At 60.0% G+C, this 21038-nt stretch carries 15 protein-coding genes; 9 read left to right on the top strand and 6 right to left on the bottom strand.

The window, feature by feature from the left end; translation table 11 throughout:
- Position 1: 1 nt before the first annotated feature.
- The 3 genes from M5B44_RS12140 to M5B44_RS12130 all read right to left on the bottom strand — a co-directional run bounded on the left by M5B44_RS12140 (position 2) and on the right by M5B44_RS12130 (position 5260).
- Entirely contained in the window at positions 2-1228 is a 1227-nt protein-coding gene (locus tag M5B44_RS12140) for a hydroxymethylglutaryl-CoA reductase (protein ID WP_248739293.1), read from the bottom strand.
- A 166-nt stretch (positions 1229-1394) separates the two neighbouring features.
- Positions 1395-3806: a glucose/quinate/shikimate family membrane-bound PQQ-dependent dehydrogenase gene (locus tag M5B44_RS12135; RefSeq protein WP_114885323.1), complete on the bottom strand. Its 2412-nt coding sequence runs from the start codon at positions 3804-3806 to the stop codon at positions 1395-1397.
- A 92-nt stretch (positions 3807-3898) separates the two neighbouring features.
- The gene (locus M5B44_RS12130) at positions 3899-5260 is read right to left on the bottom strand and encodes a carbohydrate porin (protein ID WP_248739292.1); all 1362 of its coding nucleotides are present in this window, start codon (positions 5258-5260) and stop codon (positions 3899-3901) included.
- A 300-nt stretch (positions 5261-5560) separates the two neighbouring features.
- On the opposite strand from M5B44_RS12130, the gene M5B44_RS12125 reads away from it, so the two are divergent.
- Positions 5561-5791: a VF530 family DNA-binding protein gene (locus M5B44_RS12125; protein WP_007956650.1), complete on the top strand. Its 231-nt coding sequence runs from the start codon at positions 5561-5563 to the stop codon at positions 5789-5791.
- Between the two features lies 1 nt (position 5792).
- Positions 5793-6431 carry a Pr6Pr family membrane protein gene (locus M5B44_RS12120; RefSeq protein ID WP_248739291.1) on the top strand — a complete coding sequence of 213 codons (639 nt, stop codon included), beginning with the start codon at positions 5793-5795 and terminating at the stop codon, positions 6429-6431.
- A gap of 102 nt (positions 6432-6533) precedes the next feature.
- On the opposite strand, the gene M5B44_RS12115 is transcribed toward M5B44_RS12120, so the two are convergent.
- Together M5B44_RS12115 and M5B44_RS12110 are read right to left on the bottom strand one after the other, a co-directional pair.
- Entirely contained in the window at positions 6534-7319 is a 786-nt protein-coding gene (locus tag M5B44_RS12115; RefSeq protein ID WP_248739290.1) for a siderophore-interacting protein, read from the bottom strand.
- Positions 7316-7891: a PadR family transcriptional regulator gene (locus tag M5B44_RS12110; RefSeq protein WP_102620803.1), complete on the bottom strand. Its 576-nt coding sequence runs from the start codon at positions 7889-7891 to the stop codon at positions 7316-7318. The genes M5B44_RS12115 and M5B44_RS12110 overlap by 4 nt, the downstream gene beginning before the upstream one ends.
- A 495-nt stretch (positions 7892-8386) precedes the next feature.
- On the opposite strand from M5B44_RS12110, the gene M5B44_RS12105 reads away from it, so the two are divergent.
- From M5B44_RS12105 to M5B44_RS12075, 7 genes are all read left to right on the top strand, one after another.
- Positions 8387-8881, top strand: a complete 495-nt coding sequence (locus tag M5B44_RS12105) for a CS1 type fimbrial major subunit (RefSeq protein ID WP_248739289.1) — start codon at positions 8387-8389, stop codon at positions 8879-8881.
- A 103-nt stretch (positions 8882-8984) separates the two neighbouring features.
- Positions 8985-11507, top strand: a complete 2523-nt coding sequence (locus M5B44_RS12100) for a TcfC E-set like domain-containing protein (RefSeq protein ID WP_248739288.1) — start codon at positions 8985-8987, stop codon at positions 11505-11507.
- A 4-nt stretch (positions 11508-11511) separates the two neighbouring features.
- Complete coding sequence (locus M5B44_RS12095) at positions 11512-12732, top strand: hypothetical protein (RefSeq protein ID WP_248739287.1); 1221 nt, start codon at positions 11512-11514, stop codon at positions 12730-12732.
- A 44-nt stretch (positions 12733-12776) separates the two neighbouring features.
- Complete coding sequence (locus M5B44_RS12090; RefSeq protein WP_248739286.1) at positions 12777-13520, top strand: molecular chaperone; 744 nt, start codon at positions 12777-12779, stop codon at positions 13518-13520.
- 15 nt (positions 13521-13535) lie between these two features.
- A complete protein-coding gene (locus tag M5B44_RS12085; protein ID WP_248739285.1) occupies positions 13536-14036 on the top strand; it encodes a fimbrial assembly protein in 501 nt (166 codons plus the stop codon).
- A gap of 113 nt (positions 14037-14149) precedes the next feature.
- On the top strand, positions 14150-14653 hold the full coding sequence (locus M5B44_RS12080) for a CS1 type fimbrial major subunit (RefSeq protein ID WP_248739284.1): 504 nt from the start codon (positions 14150-14152) through the stop codon (positions 14651-14653).
- Between the two features lie 44 nt (positions 14654-14697).
- On the top strand, positions 14698-15951 hold the full coding sequence (locus M5B44_RS12075; protein ID WP_248739283.1) for a hypothetical protein: 1254 nt from the start codon (positions 14698-14700) through the stop codon (positions 15949-15951).
- A gap of 54 nt (positions 15952-16005) precedes the next feature.
- On the opposite strand, the gene M5B44_RS12070 is transcribed toward M5B44_RS12075, so the two are convergent.
- Positions 16006-21027, bottom strand: a complete 5022-nt coding sequence (locus tag M5B44_RS12070; RefSeq protein WP_248739282.1) for an NEL-type E3 ubiquitin ligase domain-containing protein — start codon at positions 21025-21027, stop codon at positions 16006-16008.
- Positions 21028-21038: the final 11 nt, after the last annotated feature.

The following is a 21038-nucleotide window of genomic DNA, read 5'->3' as shown; positions in this document are numbered from 1 at the left end:
GTCAGCGCCCCAGCCGTTGATGGGCCGAGACCAGTTGATGCGAGGCCTGAGCAGCCATGATCGACAGTTCTCCGGCGAGTACCAGGGCACCGAGAATTTCCGCCAGCCGCCGGGTATCGATGCCCGGTTTTTTGCTGCCGGGGATGATCCCCATCAGGGCCAGGGCTTCGCGTTGGGTACAAAGGGACGTACCGCCGCCGACGGTGCCCAGCGGCACGTCCGGCATCGTGATCGAGGCGTAGATGGCGTCGTGTTCACAGGCTTCGAGGCAGGTAATGCCGATGGCACTTTCCGCCACTTGAGCGACGTCCTGGCCGGTGGCGATGAAGAACGCGGCGAGTATGTTGGCGTGATGGGCATTGCAGCCGATGGTGCCGGCCATGGCCGAACCCAGGAGGTTTTTCCGGTACTGCAGCTCGCAAAGTGCCTTGGCGTCGGTCTTGAGAATGGCGCGCAGTATGTCTTGGCTCAGCCGGACTTCGGCGTGGATCCGCTGGCCGCGTCCGTTGATGAAGTTGACCATCGCCGGTTTCTTGTCCGTGCAGTAGTTGCCCGAAATGCTGAGGCACGGGACGCCGGTTGCGGGGGTGATCAACTCACGGATGACCCGGTCACAGGCAATGCTTGCCATGTTCATGCCCATCGCATCGTGGGTACGGAAACGAAAGCGCAGATAGATCGTGGTACCGACCACCGCAGACTTGATGTCTCGCAGATGCAAATGAACGCTGCCCTGTTCGCAGATCTGTCTGATCGGCTGGAAGTTGTCGCGGATCCAGGCCAGAAAGTTTTCGGTCTGCAGGATACCGCTGGAGCGAAACACCGGCGCACGGGTAATGCCCACCTCTTCGACCCGAACCACTGCACCTCCGGCGGCATGCAATGCCCGGCACCCTCGGGAGGTACTGGCGACCAGCGCGCCTTCGGTGGTGGCCATGGGAACGTAGACGGGCTCCTGGGCAGTGATGGCCTGGCCTTTGACCAGCAATGGTCCGGCGACGCCCAGCGGAATCTGGATGGAACCGATCCGGTTCTCGCAATGAGCTGGCTGCGGTTCGCGGGTGTAATCGCCAATGCTGCGCAGCGAAGCTCCACTGATGTGTTGCAGGGCTTCACGGCGAATCAGGGCGGCTTCGTTGTGATCAAGATCGGCGGGCAACTGGTGAAAGCGTGTCTGCCCTTTGGTCAGTGCTTCGATCCAGTGGTTGCCAAAGCGCGTATCTGACATGGAAGGCTCCGAGATTCAACCGCTGCGTGAGGTTGATGATCGGAGCAAACGGGCAGGGCAGCGCCTGTCAAAGTTGACAGTCTTTTATATCGATTGGCGATTGGCGCCCACAAAAAAGGCGACACCCCTTACAGGGCATCGCCTTTCTCTTTAGCGCCGCTAAAACTTATTCCGGCAGTTTGTACGCAATCACATAGTCACCCATCTTGGTGCCCAGCGAACCGTGACCACCCACTACGAGCAGGACGTATTGCTTGCCGTCCTTGCCGGTGTAGGTCATCGGGGTTGCCTGGCCGCCCGCAGGCAGACGGGATTTCCACAGCTCTTTACCAGTGTTCACGTCGTAGGCGCGCAGGTACTGGTCGAGGGTGCCGCTGAGGAAGCCGACGCCGCCAGCAGTCACGATCGAGCCGCCCATGCTTGGCACGCCCAGGGTGAAGCCGATCGGGATTGGCGAGCTGTCGCGGCTGGTGCCGTTCTTGCGTTTCCACACGACTTTGCCGGTGGTCAGGTCGATACCGGCGACGTAGCCCCAGGCCGGGGCCTGGCACGGTACGCCCAGTGGCGACATGAACGGATGCATGGTCACGGCATATGGCGCACCGGTGTTTGGCTGGATACCGGCAGTTTCGCTTTCGCGCTTGCTGTCGGCGGCCACTTCGGCACGCGGGATCATCTTCGAGACGAAGGCCATGTAGTTCGGGCTGGTGAACAGCATCTGGCGAACCGGGTCGACAGAAACACCGCCCCAGTTGAACACGCCGACGTTACCCGGATAGATCAGGCTGCCCTGTTCCGACGGAGGCGTGTACTGGCCTTCGTAGCGCAGTTCCTTGAACTGGATGCGGCACAGCATCTGGTCGAACGGGCTGGCGCCCCACATGGCTTTTTCGGTCAGTTCCGGGGCCAGCAGGTTCAGGTCCGAACGGGCCTGGGTCGGTGCGGTGTGGTCGCCTTTCACGGCGCCTTGCGGAACCGGGATCTCGCGGATCGGGATGATCGGCGTGCCGTCACGACGGTCGAGGACGTACAGGCTGCCCTGTTTGGTCGGGGCGATCAGCGCAGGCTTGATGCCGTCGGCGGTTTTCATGTCCAGCAGGGTTGGCTGGCTGCCGACGTCCATGTCCCACAGGTCGTGGTGGGTGAACTGGTAGTTCCAGCGCACTTTACCGGTGGCCAGATCCAGCGCGACGATGCCGGCGCTGAATTTCTCGGCGCCCGGGGTGCGGTCGGCGCCCCACTGGTCAGGGGTCTGGTTACCCAGTGGCAGGAAGACCATGCCGAGTTTTTCATCGACACTGGCCAGCGACCACATGTTGGCCGAGTTGCGGCTGTAGATCTGACCCGGGGCCAGAGGCTCGGTGGCGTCCGGCTTGTCGCTGTCCCAGTTCCACACCAGGTGACCGTCGCGCACGTCGAAGGCGCGGATCACGCCCGATGGCTCGTTGGTTGATTCGTTGTCGGTGACGTGACCACCCATGATCACCAGATCACGCGTGATCGCGGCTGGCGAGGTGGAGTAGTAGCCACCGGCGGTGAACGGGCCGATGCCTTGGGTCAGGTCGACCACGCCTTTATTGCCGAAGCCTTCGCAGATCTTGCCGGTGTCGGCGTTCAGTGCGATCAGGCGTGCATCGGCGGTTGGCAGGTACAGGCGACGCGGGCAGGCCTGGGCGACGGCTTTGCCGGCTTCGGAGATGACGGCGGACGCAGCGTTTTCAGACTTGGCGTAAGCGGCTTCGTCGTAGTACGACACGCCACGGCAGGTCATGTGGGCGAAGCCCTTGAAGCCGACCGGGCTCTTGATCTGCGGGTCGAAGCGCCACAGTTCCTTGCCGGTGTCCGGATCCAGCGCCAGCACTTTGCTGTGAGCGGTGCAGGCATAGAGCATGCCGTTGGCTTTGAGCGGGGTGTTTTCGTTGGTCAGCTCCACCGGGTCATCAGCGGTCGGCAGGTCGCCGGTCTGGATGCGCCAGGCTTCCTGCAGCTTGCCGACGTTGGCCGGGGTGATCTGCTTCAGTGGCGAGTAACGGTCACCGAACTCGGTGCGGCCGTAGGCCTGCCAGTCGCCATCGGGCATGGCTGGCGCGGTGCTGGTGGTGTCGGCAGTGTCGCGACCCAGTTCACCGAAGGTTTCGCCCGGGTGGGTGAACAGGCTGGCCAGAGCGGTGAGGCCGGCCAGTACCACGGCTACGGTCAGGCCACCGGTGCCCATCGGTGCAGGACCGTTGAGCAGCAGCGGACGGCGGAACCACGGCAGCAGCATCACGAAACCGAGGACGAACCACAGCGCCAGACGCGGCACCAGTTGCCACCAGTCCAGACCGACTTCCCACAGCGCCCAGACGGTGCTGGCAAACAGCACGATGGCGTACAGACCCAGTGCCGCGCGGCGACGCATCAGCAACAGAATGCCGGTCAGCGTGATGCCGATGCCGGCCAGCAGGTAGTACAGCGAGCCGCCGAGCGTGCTCAGCTTGATTCCCCCGGCCAGCATGGCCAGGCCCATCAGTAGAAGCAGAATGCCGAGCAGGCTCGGAAGCAGACGGCCTCGACTCGAAGCACTTTCGGTGCTCATAGTGTGGTTCTCCGTGACGTTTCAAGTAGTCCCGCGCTGTAGTCACTTTAGATGACGATTGGGCGCGGGCATGGTTCATTGCAAAATTGAAATCAGAACGACGACTGGATCTTGATCCCGCCGATCAGCGCGTCATCGACCTTGTCCACACCGCCCGGATGGCGGATGTATTGCAGGTTCGGGCGCACGGTCAGCCAATTGGTGACGTGCACGCCGTAATAGAGTTCGGCGCTGTATTCGGTGTCCTGCGGCGGCAGGTAGGACGGATCGTCGTAGTCGTAGACGGCGCGGGCCTGGTTGGTCGCTTCGGCGTTCTTGCGGTAGGCCGGGTTGACGTGGACGCGGGCCAGGGCGAAACCGATGTCGTCTTTGGCGCGGGCGTCGAACAAGCCTTTGTAGACCACGCCGGCCTGGACGTAGTTGTCGACGGCGTTGGTCTTCTTGTCGTGCATCGTGCCGTTGGCGAACACACTCAGGCCACGGGAGTTGTCGCTGGCGACGCTGGTGATCTGCTGCTGCACGCCGAGCCACACGCCGTGCTTGCTCGAAGCGCTGCGATAGGCCTCGCCGCTCAGGGCTGCTGGCTGGCCGTTGCTGTCTTTATAGGCGTCGGTGGCCTTGGCGTTGCTGTAGTAGTAACCGGCGCGGTATTCGCCCGGCAGGCCGTTGAGCTTCGGCGTCCACACCAGCTCGATCGGCAGGATCGCGCCCTGGGTGCCGCTGCCGCTGAGTTTGAAACCATTGCCGCGATCGAGGTTCGACGGGTTCTGCTCGTAGGCGCCGACCTGCGCGTACAGCTCCGGCGTAAGGTGATATTTGACGCGCAGCGCCCATTGGCTGACCGGCCAGTTGTACCAGATGCCGCCGACCCAGTTGCCGACCTGCGAGCCGCAGAACGCCAGGTTCTGGAAGTCGCACGGGAAGCTGTTGAAGTCTTCGCCTTCGCCGAAGCGGCCGACCTTGATGTCGAGCTTCTGGTCGAAGAATTTCTGCTGGTACCACATCTGCGTCAGGCGGGTGGTCTGGCCACGGCCCCAGACTTCCTGGGCCGAGGTGAAGCCACCGACGCGCGGGTCGTTGATGCGGTCGTTGCTGATGTTGTTGCCGCTGCGTTTGGTCACGGTCAACTGGAATTCGGCGTCGTTCCAGCCCAGCAGTTTTTGCAGATCCAGATGAGTGCCGAGGCCCCATTGGTCGCTGTAGCGCGCGGTGCGGTCGTGGTCGTAGCCGCCGTGCAGGTTGCTGCCCATTTCGCCGGTGTAGTCGAGCTTGAAGTCGATGCCTTTTTCCGAGAGTTCGCTGCGGGTGCCGCTCCAGTCACCGAGCATGTACGGTGATTCACTGTCGAAGGCCGGAGCGGCCTGGGTGCAGGTGGCGAGGCCAAGGGCGGTGCAGCCGCCGATCAGGCGCAGGGTTGAGATAGCGCTGTCTCTGGAGAACGGAAAATCGGGCATGAAATGGTCTTTCTTGATCTTTTTTGGGGGACGGGCTGACCGCTACGATTTGACGCAGGCAGTGAAGCGATTCAGCAGAAGGGCGGCAGGATAATGTCCTGTTACAAAAACACAAAGTGCTTTTGCAGACATGAACCCTTTCGGATTCGGTAACAGTGCGGCAATCGATCACATTGCCGGGGTTGATCGAGCCTGCGATCTTGTGCGGTTCACCTACATTTGAAGGAAGGCCTTCCACCGGCTCAGCCCCTCGGCTAAGGTGCGCGGCTTCTGCATTTTCACTTCGCCCAAGGGCCCGGCATGAACGACCACAACCCCGATCCGCTGCACGGCGTGACCCTCGAACAGATCCTCAATGCACTGGTGACCCATTACGAATGGTCGGGCCTGGCCGAGCGCATCGACATCCGTTGCTTCAAGAGCGATCCGACCATCAAGTCGAGCCTGACCTTTTTGCGCAAGACGCCATGGGCGCGGGAAAAGGTCGAACGTCTGTACGTGAAGCTGATGCGCACCAAGCGACCACTCTGAGATGAACGCCGTGCTGCGGCGACGCCTGATCACTTCGGCGGCGGTGCTGGGCTGGGCCGGGCTGGGGATTCAGCTGTACCTGATTTTCTTTGCGCGCCTGAGTGTCGGCGCCAGTCTGCTGGGCGGGCTGGTGAGTTTCTTCAGTTACTTCACCGTGATCACCAACACCCTGGTGGCGGTGGTGCTGACCTGCGCGGTGACCGATCGTGATTCCGTTGCCCGCCGCTGGTTTATGCAGCCATGGGTCAGCAGCGGGATTGCCGTGAGCATTGCCGTGGTCGGTCTGGCCTACAGCATTTTGCTGCGGCATTTGTGGCATCCGCAGGGCTGGCAGTTTATCGCCGACGAATTGCTGCACGACGTGATGCCGCTGCTGTTTCTGGCCTATTGGTGGGTGTGCGTGCCGAAGGGCACCTTGCGTTTGAAACATCTGCCGCTGTGGCTGATCTATCCGCTGGTGTATTTCGCCTATGCGCTGTTGCGCGGGCATCTGCTGGGGGCTTACGCGTATCCGTTCATTGACGTGGCACTGCTGGGTTATCCACAGGTGTTCGTCAATGCCGGGGGGATTCTGGCGGGGTTTGTGCTGATTGCGTTGCTGGTGATCGGGATTGATCGCTGGCAATCCGCACGAAGTTAAGACCTCTGTGGGAGCGAGCCTGCTCGCGAATGCGGAGTGTCAGGCAACATCAATGTGACTGACGAATTGCTTTCGCGAGCAGGCTCGCTCCCACAGGGGATATCACTCTTCTTCGGAGCCTTCGGCGCGCCAGTAACCGACGGCTTTGACGAACTGTTCATCCAGCCCGTGCTCATCGAGCAGCACCCGGCGGATCTGCCGCGAGACTTTCGTTTCCGTCGCCACCCACGCATACAGATTGCCCTTGGGCACCTGCAACTGCTTCACGGTGGTCAGCAGGCTGTCCTTGTTCGCGCCGCGCAACACCCAGATCACGTTGACCTGCGCCGCGCTTTCCAGTGCTTGTTGCTCCTTGCCGTTTTCCACTTCGACCACCACCAGCGCCTTGCGATTGGCCGCCAGGCCTTCGAGGCGGCGGGCGATGGCGGGCAGGGCGGTTTCGTCGCCGATCAGCAGGTAGCTGTCGAAGATGTCCGGCACGATCATCGAACCGCGCGGGCCGCCGATGTGCAGGAACTGCCCCGGTTTGGCCTGTTCGGCCCAGGTCGAGGCAGGGCCGTCGCCGTGCAGGACGAAGTCGATGTCCAGCTCAAGCTTGTCGAGGTCGTAGCGGCGCGGGGTGTAGTCGCGCATTTCGGGCATCGGCACGTCGCTTTTGCCGGCGCCAAGCACCAGGGTCTCCAGCGCGGCTGCCTGTTCGGCGTTCTGCGGGAACAGCAGTTTGACGTGGTCGTCGGCGCCCAGGCTGACGAACCCGGCCAGTTCCGGCCCGCCGAGGGTGATGCGGCGCATGCGCGGGGTCAGGTCGACCACGCGCAGAACTTCGAGCCGGCGGCGTTTGATTTCGTGCATCACACGGTGGATGCCTTGGGTCTGGACTTCAGTCATTCGGCTTTCTCCGGAGCAGGTTGAACGGCGGGGCCGTCGACGATGGCTTTGGCGGTGTCGTTGAGCAGGTCGCGAACGCGCAGGATTTCTTCAGGGCTCCAGCGCCCGTGGTGCATCTGCAAGGCGTGGCGCAGGTTGTGCACCGCTTCATGGATTTCCGGCGGCCGGTCGTGGCCGCGCAAGGAGCGCTTGCTGACGTCGATGCGCATACGCACGCCGTCCAGCGCCACCGCCTGTTCGCTGAGGGATTGGCGACCGGCATCGGTGACGGCATAGCGCTTTTTGCCGCCCTCGGCATCGCCGGTGATCATTTCGCTTTCTTCGAGAAACGTCAGGGTCGGGTAGATCACGCCGGGGCTGGGGCTGTAGGCGCCGTCGAACATGGTTTCGATCTGGCGGATCAGGTCGTAGCCGTGGCACGGCTGCTCGGCGATCAGCGCCAGTAACAGCAATTTCAGATCACCCGGGGCAAAGACCCGTGGGCCGCGACCACCGCGCTCGCGGCCGTGGCGTTTCTCGAAGCCGTCACGGCTGTCGCCGTGGTCGCGGTGGGGGGAATGATGGTCTCTCATTTCAGTCTTCTCTCGTCGTGTTTAGATACAACTTAAGATATATCTTTACGGCGAGGCAAGGTCTTTTGGCCTGAGAGCTGACGAGCGGTCAGTGGCTGAGCAGGGCACCCTGCCGGACGAACAGGGGTCACTTGTTCATCCAGACAACAATGACCATAAAGTTAAAGCTATCACTCTATTGATAATCGAGCTTATATTCTAAAAGCAGAAGAAAGTGCCGTTTTATATTGGCGAAAGTGCTGTATTGTTTTTTCTTTTTAACTGTGGGTAGGGTGTTCCTTACAGTCACTTTTTCATATATTCGATTTTCGATGTTTTTTCTTTCAAGTTGCGAGGTTGTTGAACTACGCGTTCGTGGGAAGTTGCCTGCTTACATTCTCGATTCAAGAGTCGATCATGCCCCGGCGTTGAACTTTCATGTTTCAGGTCTTATCGGCCGGTGTGACATGAACTTCAACGTTTCGATTCCTTAAAAAAGAAAACAGGTACTGACCGATGTTCAAGAAAATCGCAATCACCGCTTCCCTCGCCGCCCTGGCCCTGAGCTCTTCCGTGACCTTCGCCGCCGGTGAAGCGCGTCACTCCATCAGCCTCATCGCTCACGTGCCGACCAACGGTTTCTACGTGGTGCCGACCGATTCGGATCTGGTCAACAAGGACCAGGACATGAGCTTCCAGCCAAGCACCGGCAAGATGCGTGAAATTAATGGTTTCTTCGATGTGCGCAACAACAACGGTTCGGTTCACGCCAGTCTGGAAAGTGTTCCGCAATTGATCTACGGAAGCGACACCATCCCGCTGGAAGTTTCGTTCAATAACAAGGTCCTGACCCAGACTCCACAAATGGTCGTGGGCGAGTCCGAGTCCGATGTGAACTACCGTGCACCGCTGAAAATCACGGCCAAGGGCACGACATTCAACCCGGGTGATTACACCGGTACTGTCGCGATGACCTTCGACGCCGTACCTCCAGTTGGCGGTTCGCGTTGATCAAGCGTTTCACGCTCACTGTCCAGTAGCGTTTCCCGGCGGGACAAGCACTCCCCGATTGTCCCGCCGGACCTTACCCCGTTCGAAATCAGAGTAAGCGTTCATGTTCCCGATGACACCCATCGCGGTCGCCCTTGCGCTGCTGTTTTGTGCTGGTGCGATGGCGGCCCCTGCTCCTGCGGGTACGACACCTCGTAGTCTGCTGGCGCAAGCCAAAGGTTTGCCGGCGGATTTCGAGGAGCATTTCTTCGACGTACCCCTGGCGGTGCGGGTCGAGCTTGATCAACAACCGCTGGGCGAGGCTTTGGTGGTGCTCTCGCGCGATGATCGCATCACCCTGCTCGAATTCACCGATACCAGCGAGAACCGCTACGGCCCCGCCGAGCGGGAGAAATGGGCGGCTTATCTCAAGCCCGGTGTGCCATTGGGCGATTGCACCGGTGCGTGCCCGAATGACGTGCTGGCGGTGCACTACAACCTGGAAAGCTCCCTGGTCTCGATCCTTACCCGCAATGCCGAGCGCGATCTCGAGGCCAAGCGTTATCACGACCAGCCTCAGGAAGGCAGCAGTGGTCTGATGGTGCGTAACCAGCTCAATCTCAATGGCGGCCAGGATCAGGACCTGGGCGGGCGCTATGGCCTGGAGGCCAGCGGCAGTCTGGGCAACTGGAGCCAGACGTTGAACATGCAACTGGCGCGCATGGGCGGTCCCGACGACAAGCTGTACCACGCCGTGCACGAGCTTTACACCCAGCGCGAGCTGCAAGGCAGCTTCTTTCGCCTGGGCTATTTCACCCCCAATTCCGAAGGCCTGACCCGTCAGCCGCGTACGTTCGGCACCAGCCCCGATACGGCGGTCGGTGTGATGTACGGCAGCTCCGACAGTCTGGCCATCAACAATGCGATGCCCAGCGTCTACCCGATTTATGTCACCGCCAACCGTCAGGGGTCGGTGGAGATCTACCGCGACGGCCTGCTGATCAATACCCAGTCGGTGCCTGCCGGATTGCAGACCCTGGACACCAGGCCATTACCCGGAGGCATCTATGAAGTGGAAGTGCGACTGATCGAAGACGGGCAGATCACCTCCACCACTCAAGAGCTGGTCTACAAACCGAACAACTGGCGCAACCTCGACGAGCGCTGGCGCTACAACCTGTTCGCCGGCGAAGAGAGCAAGCTGCTCAGCAACTGGGATCAACAGGCCAGTGGCAGTCCCACGGCCGGCGCGTCGATCAACTACCTGGCGCATCCACGGGTGATTCTCGGGTTATCGGCAAGACAGATCCGGGAAAAACTGCAATATGGCACGTCTATCGACTGGACCCTGGCCAATCACCTCAGTCTGTATGCCAACGTCTACCAGACCCGGGATTACGGCACCGGTCTGGATCTGCAAAGCCTCTACAACTACGGTGCCGGCAGCCTGATCCTCAGCCATAACCGTAGCTGGCTGGACACCACCAACCTCTACGAAACCCTGCCTGATGGTACCCGCATCCGGCAGCGCAACGTGTTTGTCGGCCAGACCAGCAACTCGTCACTGGCGATCAACCATCGGGTCGATCAGCGCAACTCCCTCAACGCCCGGGTTTCTCACAGCGAAGGCAACGTCGAAGGCGTCGGTGTGGATCTGGGCTGGAACCGGCGCGCGGTGCTGTTCGGCAACGATGCCAACTGGCGCCTGTCGCTGTTCGACCGGCCGGGCAGTTTCAGCAGTGGTGATGACCGCAGCCGGGGCGTTGACCTGAGCCTGAACCTGGCCATCGGCGCACCGGGCCAGCAGTTGACCGGCAGCATTGGCTCTCGCACCGATCGCGACGGCGGCCGTGACAACAATGCCTCGCTCGGCTGGCGCAAGGACTTCAAGGATCACGTGCTGCAAAACGTCTCGGTCACCGCGCTGAGCGACACCTACGGCATGGGCCTGTCGAGCCTGGCCAATTTCCGCACCGACACGGTCAACGGCGACGGTTTCGTTCAGCGCTCGTCCTACAACAACAAGTTCACCGGTGGTCTGAACCTCGACAGTACGCTGGTGATGGGCGGAGACAAGATGTTGATGACCAGCGAATACGAGATGCGCGGGGCCGGCATGATCGTCGACGTGGAATCGGACATCGACGGGATCGTCCTGCGGGCCGACGATCTCAGCGGCGGCGGTGCGGCGTTGAAGCCGGGGCGCAATTTCATTCCGCTGACCGCTTACCAGAACAGCTCCGTGAGCTTCGACTTCGAGGGCAATCATGTGCCCGCCGCAACTATCGCTCCGGCCCGCACCCGCTATCACCTGAACAAGGGTGGTGTGGATTACCGACATATCCGGGTGATGAAAACCCTCACCGTTCTTGGCCGTCTGCTCGATGAGCAGGGGCGGCCTCTCAAGGGACATCATGTGATCAACCACGCCAGTCGCGGGGTCACCGAGGTCGACGGGTTCTTCTCGATGGAAATGAACGCCGGCTCACCGACCCTCGAAGTACGCCGCGATAACAATCTGCTGTGCCAGTTCCGCCTCAACGAGAAGGAGCATCGCAGCGAAAACAATGTGCTGATGATCGGCGACCTGCGCTGCACGCCGGACACTCTGGCCGATCTCTCCTCTACCCAGCAGAAGGCGGGATGAGACCATGAAGACAACTTCGTACTGGCTCGGTTTGCTGGTGGCACTGAGCCTGCCATCAGCCGAGGCGGTCAATCAGGAAATCCGGGCGTTGTTCCAGCCGGACTCTTCGCAACCGAACAAAAATGTGTTCGTCAACAAAACTCCGAACAGCGGCTATTGCACCATCGATCCAGCTCAATGCGCTGACAACAACATGTTCAGCATTCAGTTGCCAGTGCGTTTTGACTCCACCCGCCCGATCATTCCCGGCGCTCCCGCAGACGCAATGATGTTGAAGGTGCCGGCCAACTGGCGACAGTTAATGGTCACCAATCGTGATACGGGTGAGTCTGAAACAGTTGAAGTACGAATCATCGGCATCGGTTCGAAGTTCATCCTGAGTGATTCTGCCGCCAGCCTTGTCGGTGTGACGGACATACTTGAAGGGCACCAGAAACTCTGGAGCAACAATAGCTGGGTCTACGCACCAGCCCCTTGTCAGTACAGCGGAGTCGGGTTCTATTCACCCAACACGTATCGGTTTTTCTGGAAGGCACCCCAGGAGGCGTGGTGCACAAAAGTGGCCGCGTACCGGATTCCGTCGATGTCCTTCGACACCCTCGACTTTGCCTACGAACTGCGCACACCCAATCCTCTGGGCATGTCCTCCGGTCTGTACACCGGATCGCTGTCTTACACCCTCGGTCCCACCGGTGATTTCCAGATGGGGCCGATGATGGTGCCGGACGACGGCAATCTGACCCTGGACTTCGTACTGGACGTGCAACACACGCTGAAGGTCGATCTTCCGCCCGGTGGGAACAAGATTGCGCTGGAGCCCGCAGGAGGCTGGCAACGCTGGATCGACAGCGGCCGCCGGCCCACCGAGATCTTTCGTGATCAGCCATTTTTCCTGTCCTCGTCCTCGCGATTCAAGGTGATGCTGCAATGCAGTTCTCTGGGTGGTTCGGAGTGCGATATCGGCAATAACCAGGTGGGCTATTCCACGTTTCAGGTACGGCTAACGATGCCACCGGGAGTTGTCGGCCCGGGCAATCACGACGGCTGGTTCGGCACGCTCATCCATAACCAGTGGCTCGGTCCGTTCGAACCGAGCCGTTACATCGACCGCAAACAGGGAATGCTGCGCTTCTTCATTTCCCCCCGATACATGGATTTTCTGAGGCCCGGCATGAACGGCACGCTGACGGGCAACGCCACGATCATTTTCGATTCGGAAGTATGAGTGTCCGACACGCGGCCATTCCGGTTTTTCATGAGGTTGAAACGATGACACGTCTGTTTTTGTTGTTGCTGTGCGCGGTGTTCTGTACGACGGCCAACGCCGGGCCGCAGATCAATGTGGGAACGGTGTACGACTACCTGGACGGTGAGAAGAGCACCTACCTGAAACGGGTGTTCAACAGCGGTGACAGCACCGCGTTCGTCAAGGTCAACGTGCTGGAAATCGTTTACGGCAACGACGGTCTGCCCAAGGAAGTCCCGATCACCAACGCCGCTGATGGTGCGTCGCGCAACGGCCTGATGGCCAGCCCGGCGCGGCTGATCATTCCGGCTCAGGGCATGCAGGGCACGCGCTTGCTGTACATGGGCGAGCGCGATCGTGAGCGCTATTTCCGGGTACGTTTCGTACCGGTTGTGCCGGAGAAGGAGGACGACTTCGTGGTCTCCAGTGAGGAGCGCGAAGACTACAAGAAGACGCTGTCGGCCGGCGTCAATGTGATGACCGGATTCGGCACGGTGTTTTTCGTGCGCCCGAAAGATGCGCGCTACGACACCGTTCTCAATGACACCGGTAGTCGGTATGAAGTGCGCAACAACGGCAACACGGTGGTGGTGGTCGATGAGTTCAAGAGCTGCTCCCTGGACAAGGAAACCGATTGCGGTGCGACCGTCAAACACCACGTCATGGCCGGCCGTACGTTCGGTTTCGACAAGGAAAAAGGCCGCGAATACCGCTTCAAGCTCGTCGAAGGCGAGCGCAAGAAGGATCTCAAGGTTGTCAGTCGCTGACAGACGGGAAAAACCATGAACAAGCATTGTGTGGCCGCTGCACTGGCGGTAATCAGCGCATTGACCGGTGCTACGGCCTGGGCCGCGCGGGAAACGCTGCAATTCGAAGTCACGCTGACGATCCCCAGCCGATCGTTTTATATCCTGCCGTCAGAACCGGACTGGATCCACCGGCCACAGGTTCTGCTCTGGAACTACCCGGATTCAAGCCTCGGCGGCTTCAGCAAGAACTTCGATGTGCGGCATGACACCAGCGCCATCGAGGCACGCCTGGAAAGTGCGCCTTACCTGTCGACAGGCAGACCCGGCGAAAACATCGACCTGCGTGTGCGTTTCAACAACGTAGAGCTGAGTGCCGATCCGGCATTCCGTCAGGTGCTGTCGAAAGAGGAGGCCGCGACAGGCAAGCGTGTTCCGCTGGAGATAGACCCGATCGCTCCCGCAGGCGGTTACAAGGCGGGAGAATATTTCGGCAACGTCCTGGTGCTGTTCAACGCACGTGCGCCTGGCGAATGACTGGCAGCGGCCCGCTATCGGTATTCGTTTGCGGATAAAGCAAAAATCACGGTTATCGCCAGTCAAGGGTGCCGCCAGGGAGGCGGTTTTTTATCCACGCAAAAGGAAGTGACATGATCAAGCAAGCGGTCATTGCCGTGACCCTCGGCGCTTCGGCGCCAATGGTGGGAGGCGTATTTGCGGCCCAGGAGAAACACATCTTTGAAGTCTCCGTGGATATTCCGACCCTAGAGTTCTACGTGATCCCCACTGAAGCGGACTGGATTCACCTTCAGCAGACATTGCCCTGGAACCTGACGACTTCAACCCTGGGTGGCTTGCGCAAGAACTTCGATGTGCGCACCGACAGCAGTGCCATCGAAGCCCGTCTCGAAAGCTTCGCCATTCTCTCCAGCGGCCAGGACTCACGGAACGACATCAGCCTGCGCGTTACTTTCAACGGCACGGAACTGAGCAATCATCCGGTGCCGCGTCAGGTCGTGTCCCGCGAGGAGGCGGTGGCGGGTAAACGGGTGCAACTGGAAATCGAACCACGGGCCCTCCCGGACGGATACAAGCCCGGCGATTACTACGGCAGCGTCAACATCATTTTCAACGTGGCGGCCCCGGCGGGCTGATCGTTTGGAGTACAACAGACCGATTGCTGAGCAAGGAGCTGGTAATGGTTTCAGGGTTGCGCAAGATCAACAGGTTCAATCAGGCAAAAGGGTGGTTCGGTGTGTGCGCAGGACTGTTGTCGTCAGCGGCATTGGCGGTGACGCAGGAAATTCGTGCGGTCTACATCCCCGATCCGGCCAATCCACAGACCAACACCTTCATCAACCAGACACCCCAGAGTGGTTATTGCGGTAATTACCCCAATGATTGCAAACCTTTGTCCGGTGTCAGGCTGCCGTTGCGTTTCGCCTCGGTTCAGGCGGTCGAACCGGGGGCGTCCGAGCGCAACGGTGCGATGTTCAGCATGCCCGCACAATGGCGAAGCCTGGTGGTCACCAATGTGTTCACGGGTGAGTCGGCGACGGTGGAAATGCGCATCGGCGGTTTCGGCTCTCAGTACGTCCTGAGCGACACGGCGGTCAACCTGACGGGTGAAGCCAGCGATCAGCAGGCGCATCACAGACTGTGGGGAACCAGTTGGGGATTTGCGCCGTTACCATGCCGCGCCGCTGCGATGTCATCCTACGGGCCGGACTTCTACCGTTTCTTCTGGAAAACTCCCGTCGAAGGGACGTGTGCCAAACAGACGGCGTTCATGATCCCGTGGATGTCGTACGGTTATCTGGATGTGGCCTATGAGCTGCGTACGCCGAACCCGCTGCAGATGTCGGCCGGCCTGTACACCGGCGCATTGACTTATGGCGTCGGCCCCGGCATGGACATCGATACCGGCGACAATCTGTTGCCGGACAATTCTGCCGTGACCTTCAGGTTCGTACTGGATGTGCAGCATGTGCTCAAGGTCGACATTCCCCCCGGCGGCAACAAGGTCGTACTAGTGCCACAAGGCGGCTGGCAGACCTGGCTGCAGCAGGGGCGCAAACCGGTTCGATTGTTCCGCGATCAGACCTTCAATATTTCGTCGTCGTCGCGGTTCAAGATGTTTATCGAATGCCAGCATGGCGGCGCGCAGTCCTGCGGGTTACGGGACACGGAGGGCGGCGGAGCCGATGCACAGGTGTTCGTGAGCGTCAGCCTGCCCGACAGTATCACCGACCATGCAGGCCAGCCGGTGCGCCGTCGGCCGCTGACCTCCAGCCCTAATGCTCCGGGATTTCAACCGGACCGGTTTCTGGACCGGACCGCGGGCACGTTGCATTTCGAAGTACCCAGGGAGTATGTCGAACAGATGTTGCAGCCCGGCCAGGCCAGGCGATACGCCGGTAATGTCACGGTGATCTGGGATTCGGAGGTGTAGCGCAGGTCCTGAAGACAACCAGCAAGGGTTGTCTTCAGGATGCCGTTCAAGGGCTCAGATACCTGCGCGTGTCATCGCTTCGCGTGTCAGTCTTCTGTTCAACGCTTTCTCCTGCTTGCCCAAGTCCTCCAGCAGCCGGTCGAAGGTCTGCTGGCTCATCTTTTCCGGTGTGAAGACGACCGCGTCCGGTATGGACAATCGGCGCGCCAGTTCGGCGAGCGCCTGCCTGAGTGGCGGTGAACGGTCGGCCGACTCGACCCAGCGCTCCTGGGCCGTCTGCAGATCGATCAGCAGATCGGCCTTTTCCTGAAACCGGCGGGTATTGGCTGCAAGCTCCCCTGACCAGGTTTCCCGCAGATAACGCTCCCAGAATGGCTGGTCGATCATCTGCTCTACCAATCCGTCACCGGCTTCATCGTCGATGATCCGGTCGTAGGCGGCATCGATGGTTTTATCGCTGACCCCGGCGACCTGACGGAATTTCATGGCTTCGGACTGCCAGGGCAGTTCAAGGCGTCTGGCCAGACCCGTTTCATAGGCCAGATGGACTTCCACCTCATCCGGTTCTCCTTGCCGGCCGGCGATATCGGCCCGGGCAATCTCGTTGACCTGCCTGAGTCGCGCAGCACCTTTGGCCAGTGTCACCAATCGGCGTTCAAGCTCCTCGGGAGAACTGGAAAAAGTGCGTGCCTCCGACTCCAGTACGCGAATCCCCATGCTGTTGAACAACTGGGCTCCGGCATCTTCGCAACCTTCGGGATCGGTCGACATCAGGAACAGCTCTTCGCGCAGCCGGGTGTCGATGTCCATGGCGTCGATCATGCGCCAGACACGGTCGGTCAACTGATCCAGTGCCTCGCCACCCTGTTCGTAATCGGCAGAACGGGTCAGATCCTGCAGCACCTGAAAAAAACCATCGGAGCCGGGTTCGCTTGCCAGTTCGTGCCACGCCTCGGGGCGAAGAGCCCCGATGCCGGGTGTTTCATCAGCCAGTTCGGTGTCCACGGAAACCGGCCATTGCTCCAGCAAGTCTTCGGCAATGGTCGCGTAGCTTTGCGAAGGGCGCATACCCACTGACCTTCGATATTGCTCGTAGGTGGTGCGGGCTCGTCGGGTGAGTTGATCCAGATGGACGCGGGTACGGGCGATCAATCGTGCCTTATCGGAACCGGGCCGTACTTCGGGGATGTATCTGAGCGGATTGTTGCCCAGATCGAGAAAAAATCCTCGGGGGCGTGGAACATCGAACAGGCCCAGCGGCCAGGCGTCGATCTGCGTATTGATCAGGCTCAGGATTCGCAACCTCGGCATACGCCCGACCGACAGCGGCATGCTGACAGGATTGTTGTCCAGTCTCAGGGTTTCCAGGCGTGTCAGCGTGTTCAGTTGCTGCGCATTGGTGGGTGTCAGTTGCAGCTGGTTGTCGCTCAGACGCAGGGTTTCCAGACGCTGCATCTGACCGATGCCGACCGGCAGGGTCTTGAGACCGCAGTGTCTGGCGCTCAGTTGACGCAACTGAGGGAAATCCTTCAACAGCCCGCTGGAGGTCGAAGAGAATCTCTGACCATCCAGGTTCAGTGTCGTGATCTGATCGAGCCAGGGTTTGAGGCCGTCGGGCAACTGGCCCCACCAGTGTTGAAGGTCATGGGGCCGCATCTCTTTCGACAAGTCCAGCGCGTAGCCGCTCTCAAGACTGGTGCTGCGCTCCAGGAACACTTCTGATCTGCGTTCGAAACACTCCAGCAGGCGGTCGGCGATGAAGCGACCGCCGTTGTGCTGATAGTCATGATAGGCGCGGGGCAGATTGGCATCGGGGGTGTCGGCATCCCAGTTGTTCAGGAAGCTCTGTCTCCAGGTTTCCAGTTTTTCCTTCAACGTCTTGAGTTCACTTTCAAGCCGCGCGATTTTCCAGTGTGCATCCCCCGTGGAGTGCAATGACCGGGTGAACGTCGCCACCTCTGTTTCGCTGAAATGCGGGTAGAGGTTTCTGACTTTCTCTTCCACGGTCAGCGGCGCCTTGGAAAGCCTCGGGCCGCGCAACAACAATTCGGTTTCCAGCGGTACGAACGGGCGGATGGGAGGGCGCGCCAGCACGATCCGGCGCTCGGCTGGCGCCTCCGTCAATTCCATCACCCATCGCTTGAGCATTCTCCCTTGACCTGTGCGGTAGCCCAGCGCCGTGCGCCTGGTTTCGGGAATGGCCGACAGAACGGCTTCATAGAAATCGCTGGCGTCCTGGAGCCTGTTGTCAGCGCGGTCATGCACTTCATAACGGCCGTGTTCATTCCTGATCAGCCTGTGCACCGTGGCGGCATCCTCTCGGCCGGCGCTGCACCGCAACGGGCCGTCATCAGAGCCATCTCGCACCTCAATGCGCAGGTTTTCGAAGACGTTGGTGTAAATTTTCAGGGCATTGAGGGCGAGCCGTTCGTTGCCGGGTGTCAACAACGCCGGATCGTGCATCACCTCGTTTGCCCGGGTCGCCAGAACCTCGAATTCGATTTCGCGAGCCTGACTCTTCAGTCGCAACGGGATGCGTTGCTGGTCGGTCATGATGCTGTGTTCGGCAGCTGTCGCCTCGCTGGCCACCGATTCGGCAAGCCGTGCGGACAAGCGCGGGAACCGGCGCTGGACTATCTGGGCCAGCGTATCGACAGTGCGACTCTTGAAACGGTAGTGATAATCGAAGATTTCGCCTTCCCGGGTTCGCACGATATCGGCCAGGCGGATGCGCAGGATTTGCGCTCGTCGGGCTTTCGGATAGTTCCCGCCGAGCAGGGATTGCATGTCGGCGTCGCCGAGAAAGTCCACCAGCCGTTCAGGGAGTTTGTTGTCCATTACATCGTCGATGCCGATGGACAGTGTCTGACCGTCAGAAGCCCGGGGATTGCCGTATAGCCTGTAAGCACCGGTCAGATCGTTGTTTTGCCAGACCTTCAGGGCCTTGTCGGCAGGCCAGCCCGGCATGTCAGGGACTGTCCGGTCGAACCAGTGCGACTCCGGATAAAGCGGCTGCCCGGTACGAATGAGTTCGCCGATGTTTCTGGCTTCCTGCCAGGTCTTGAAGCGGGTGAGCGTATCGTCCAGCAACGGCGGTGGCGGGGTGTTTTCCACATGCATCCGGCGCAGCGAGTCGAACGGCGTGCCACTGATGTGGCGTATTTGTTCCAGCTCGGCGTCACTCAGACCGTCGACCGAATGCCCGATCCGGCGCATCAGGCGCGCGCCTTCCCACTCATGGGGTGACTCGGCCTCGTGAGTCCAGGCCCCCCGACCGTTGTGCTGCAGTCGTGGTGAATAAGCCTGCGGTCGGGAAGGGTGCTCGACACGATAGTGACCGCTGTGGCGATCGAACCTGACCGCATAGTGCCTGCCCTCCAGCGGCAGAACAGTCTTGCCTGCATGTTGATGCAGGCCCAGAGCATCAGGTTTTGAGCCACCCGGCAGCGTCAGTTGCGACTGCTCGTACGGTTTGAGATCCGGGTGCCACAAGCGTGTGCTGCCATCGAACGAACGTATCGTTTTCATGTTTTCAATCAAGGGAGACAGCTTCAGCAGCAACGGCTTGGCGATGACGCCGCCAATGGCGAAAGCCGTTAGTTGCAATACATCGTTGACCACCCCCACCACATGCTCCGCGGCTTCCTCCCAATGGCCCAGTGTCAGATCCACCACACCTTCGATGACCTCGTTGGTCAATTGCCAGGCGGTGTAGCCGAGCATTGCAAGGCCGACGACAGGCACGAAGGGCGCAGCCACCATCACCGCCACGTTCAGGATGTCCTGGGCAATCTTGAAGATGTTCGCCCACCAGTCTGCGCGAGCATTTTTGTCTGCATCGGCGGTAGGCACGGCGATGTTGCGTGCATCGTTGAGGATCTTGTCGAGCTGCCGCTGATAGAGGGACTCCCACAGTGCCCCGGTGATGGCTGTTGCGCCGTATTGCAGGTTCGGGTTGCTGATCGGTGTTTCGCGCCAGGACGGACGCGAGTCTCCGCGTTCGTGTGGATACCAATTCACATGCGTCAGACGCTGTTTGAGATCGGCAAAAAAGTGCCCGCGCTCATGGTGATCGACGAACTGACTGAAGAACTGCCAGTAATTGCCACCGGTGGAGGCCAGGGTTTCGTTCCTCTGCAACTGAGCAGACAGTTCCTTGAGAAAGGCGAGGTGGGAGTCGTATTCCTTCAACGGATGTTCGGGGTCGTGGGGGACGTAGACGATGACCCGCGAGGAATGCAGCGGCTGAGCGGGATCGGGACGCAGGATCAGGATGCCGGTCAGCTTCAGATCCATGATGTTCAGTTCGCAGGCGTGCATCGGCTGCTGGCCGAGCTTGAGCGCCACGCGACCATCGAGCAGGGCGCGGATCAGTTGAAAGCCTTCGCGGCTGATCTCCTTTCGCGCCAACGCCATGTGCGCGGCTGCCTGCAGCGTGGCCTTGTGACTCTGCACAATCAGTGACTGCATATAGCTGCGCGCCACCGGCTCGTCGTTCAACAGCATGTCCTGCAGGTGCGCTTGATAGAGCCTGCCGATATCCAGTTCCCGACACAGCGTCTGGAACTGGGCAACGGTCATCAGCCGATCAAGTGGCGAAATATCGTACTGATCGTTCACATGTTCTCTTTTGACGAGAAACGCGGAGTTCGAGGCGTAAGTTTCGTTATGGGAAAAGTTGTTCAATGCGGCTTCGAGCAATGACACTTTTCTTGTGGTTGAACCACTCAATGTTTCTATCACGTACCAGGGCGATCTGGCTTCGCGGTACAGCATCAGAACCGTGTTCTCGATATCGACGTCGATGCCGGTTCTTTCCCGCAAACGGGTTTTCAGCAGCGGTTTGGCAAACGAGTGAATGTCTTTCAGTCGGTTCAGTGCCTTGTCGGCACTGTTACGGGCTGCCCAGGCGTTTTTATTGACCCGGGCCAGTGGCGGCGTCATCCACGACTCACGGCGAGGTTTGATCTTTCTCAACGCTTCGCCGTGTTGCGGTTTCATATCGATAAATACCGGATCGATCCGCGATTTGATTAATTCGTAATGTTGCCCTTTGTATTCAGTTGTTGCAGTCATGGGTACAGCCT

It is taken from the genome of Pseudomonas sp. MWU12-2029, assembly GCF_023242425.1.
Taxonomy (GTDB): domain Bacteria; phylum Pseudomonadota; class Gammaproteobacteria; order Pseudomonadales; family Pseudomonadaceae; genus Aquipseudomonas; species Aquipseudomonas kribbensis.
This window is presented reverse-complemented; position numbering and strand designations above follow the sequence as displayed.

Excerpts from the sequence above, each read along its gene's own strand:
- M5B44_RS12140 (WP_248739293.1), bottom strand. The coding sequence starts at position 1,228 with ATGTCAGATACGCGCTTTGGCAACCACTGGATCGAAGCACTGACCAAA.
- M5B44_RS12135 (WP_114885323.1), bottom strand. The coding sequence starts at position 3,806 with ATGAGCACCGAAAGTGCTTCGAGTCGAGGCCGTCTGCTTCCGAGCCTG.
- M5B44_RS12130 (WP_248739292.1), bottom strand. The coding sequence starts at position 5,260 with ATGCCCGATTTTCCGTTCTCCAGAGACAGCGCTATCTCAACCCTGCGC.
- M5B44_RS12125 (WP_007956650.1), top strand. The coding sequence starts at position 5,561 with ATGAACGACCACAACCCCGATCCGCTGCACGGCGTGACCCTCGAACAG.
- M5B44_RS12120 (WP_248739291.1), top strand. The coding sequence starts at position 5,793 with ATGAACGCCGTGCTGCGGCGACGCCTGATCACTTCGGCGGCGGTGCTG.
- M5B44_RS12115 (WP_248739290.1), bottom strand. The coding sequence starts at position 7,319 with ATGACTGAAGTCCAGACCCAAGGCATCCACCGTGTGATGCACGAAATC.
- M5B44_RS12110 (WP_102620803.1), bottom strand. The coding sequence starts at position 7,891 with ATGAGAGACCATCATTCCCCCCACCGCGACCACGGCGACAGCCGTGAC.
- M5B44_RS12105 (WP_248739289.1), top strand. The coding sequence starts at position 8,387 with ATGTTCAAGAAAATCGCAATCACCGCTTCCCTCGCCGCCCTGGCCCTG.
- M5B44_RS12100 (WP_248739288.1), top strand. The coding sequence starts at position 8,985 with ATGTTCCCGATGACACCCATCGCGGTCGCCCTTGCGCTGCTGTTTTGT.
- M5B44_RS12095 (WP_248739287.1), top strand. The coding sequence starts at position 11,512 with ATGAAGACAACTTCGTACTGGCTCGGTTTGCTGGTGGCACTGAGCCTG.
- M5B44_RS12090 (WP_248739286.1), top strand. The coding sequence starts at position 12,777 with ATGACACGTCTGTTTTTGTTGTTGCTGTGCGCGGTGTTCTGTACGACG.
- M5B44_RS12085 (WP_248739285.1), top strand. The coding sequence starts at position 13,536 with ATGAACAAGCATTGTGTGGCCGCTGCACTGGCGGTAATCAGCGCATTG.
- M5B44_RS12080 (WP_248739284.1), top strand. The coding sequence starts at position 14,150 with ATGATCAAGCAAGCGGTCATTGCCGTGACCCTCGGCGCTTCGGCGCCA.
- M5B44_RS12075 (WP_248739283.1), top strand. The coding sequence starts at position 14,698 with ATGGTTTCAGGGTTGCGCAAGATCAACAGGTTCAATCAGGCAAAAGGG.
- M5B44_RS12070 (WP_248739282.1), bottom strand. The coding sequence starts at position 21,027 with ATGACTGCAACAACTGAATACAAAGGGCAACATTACGAATTAATCAAA.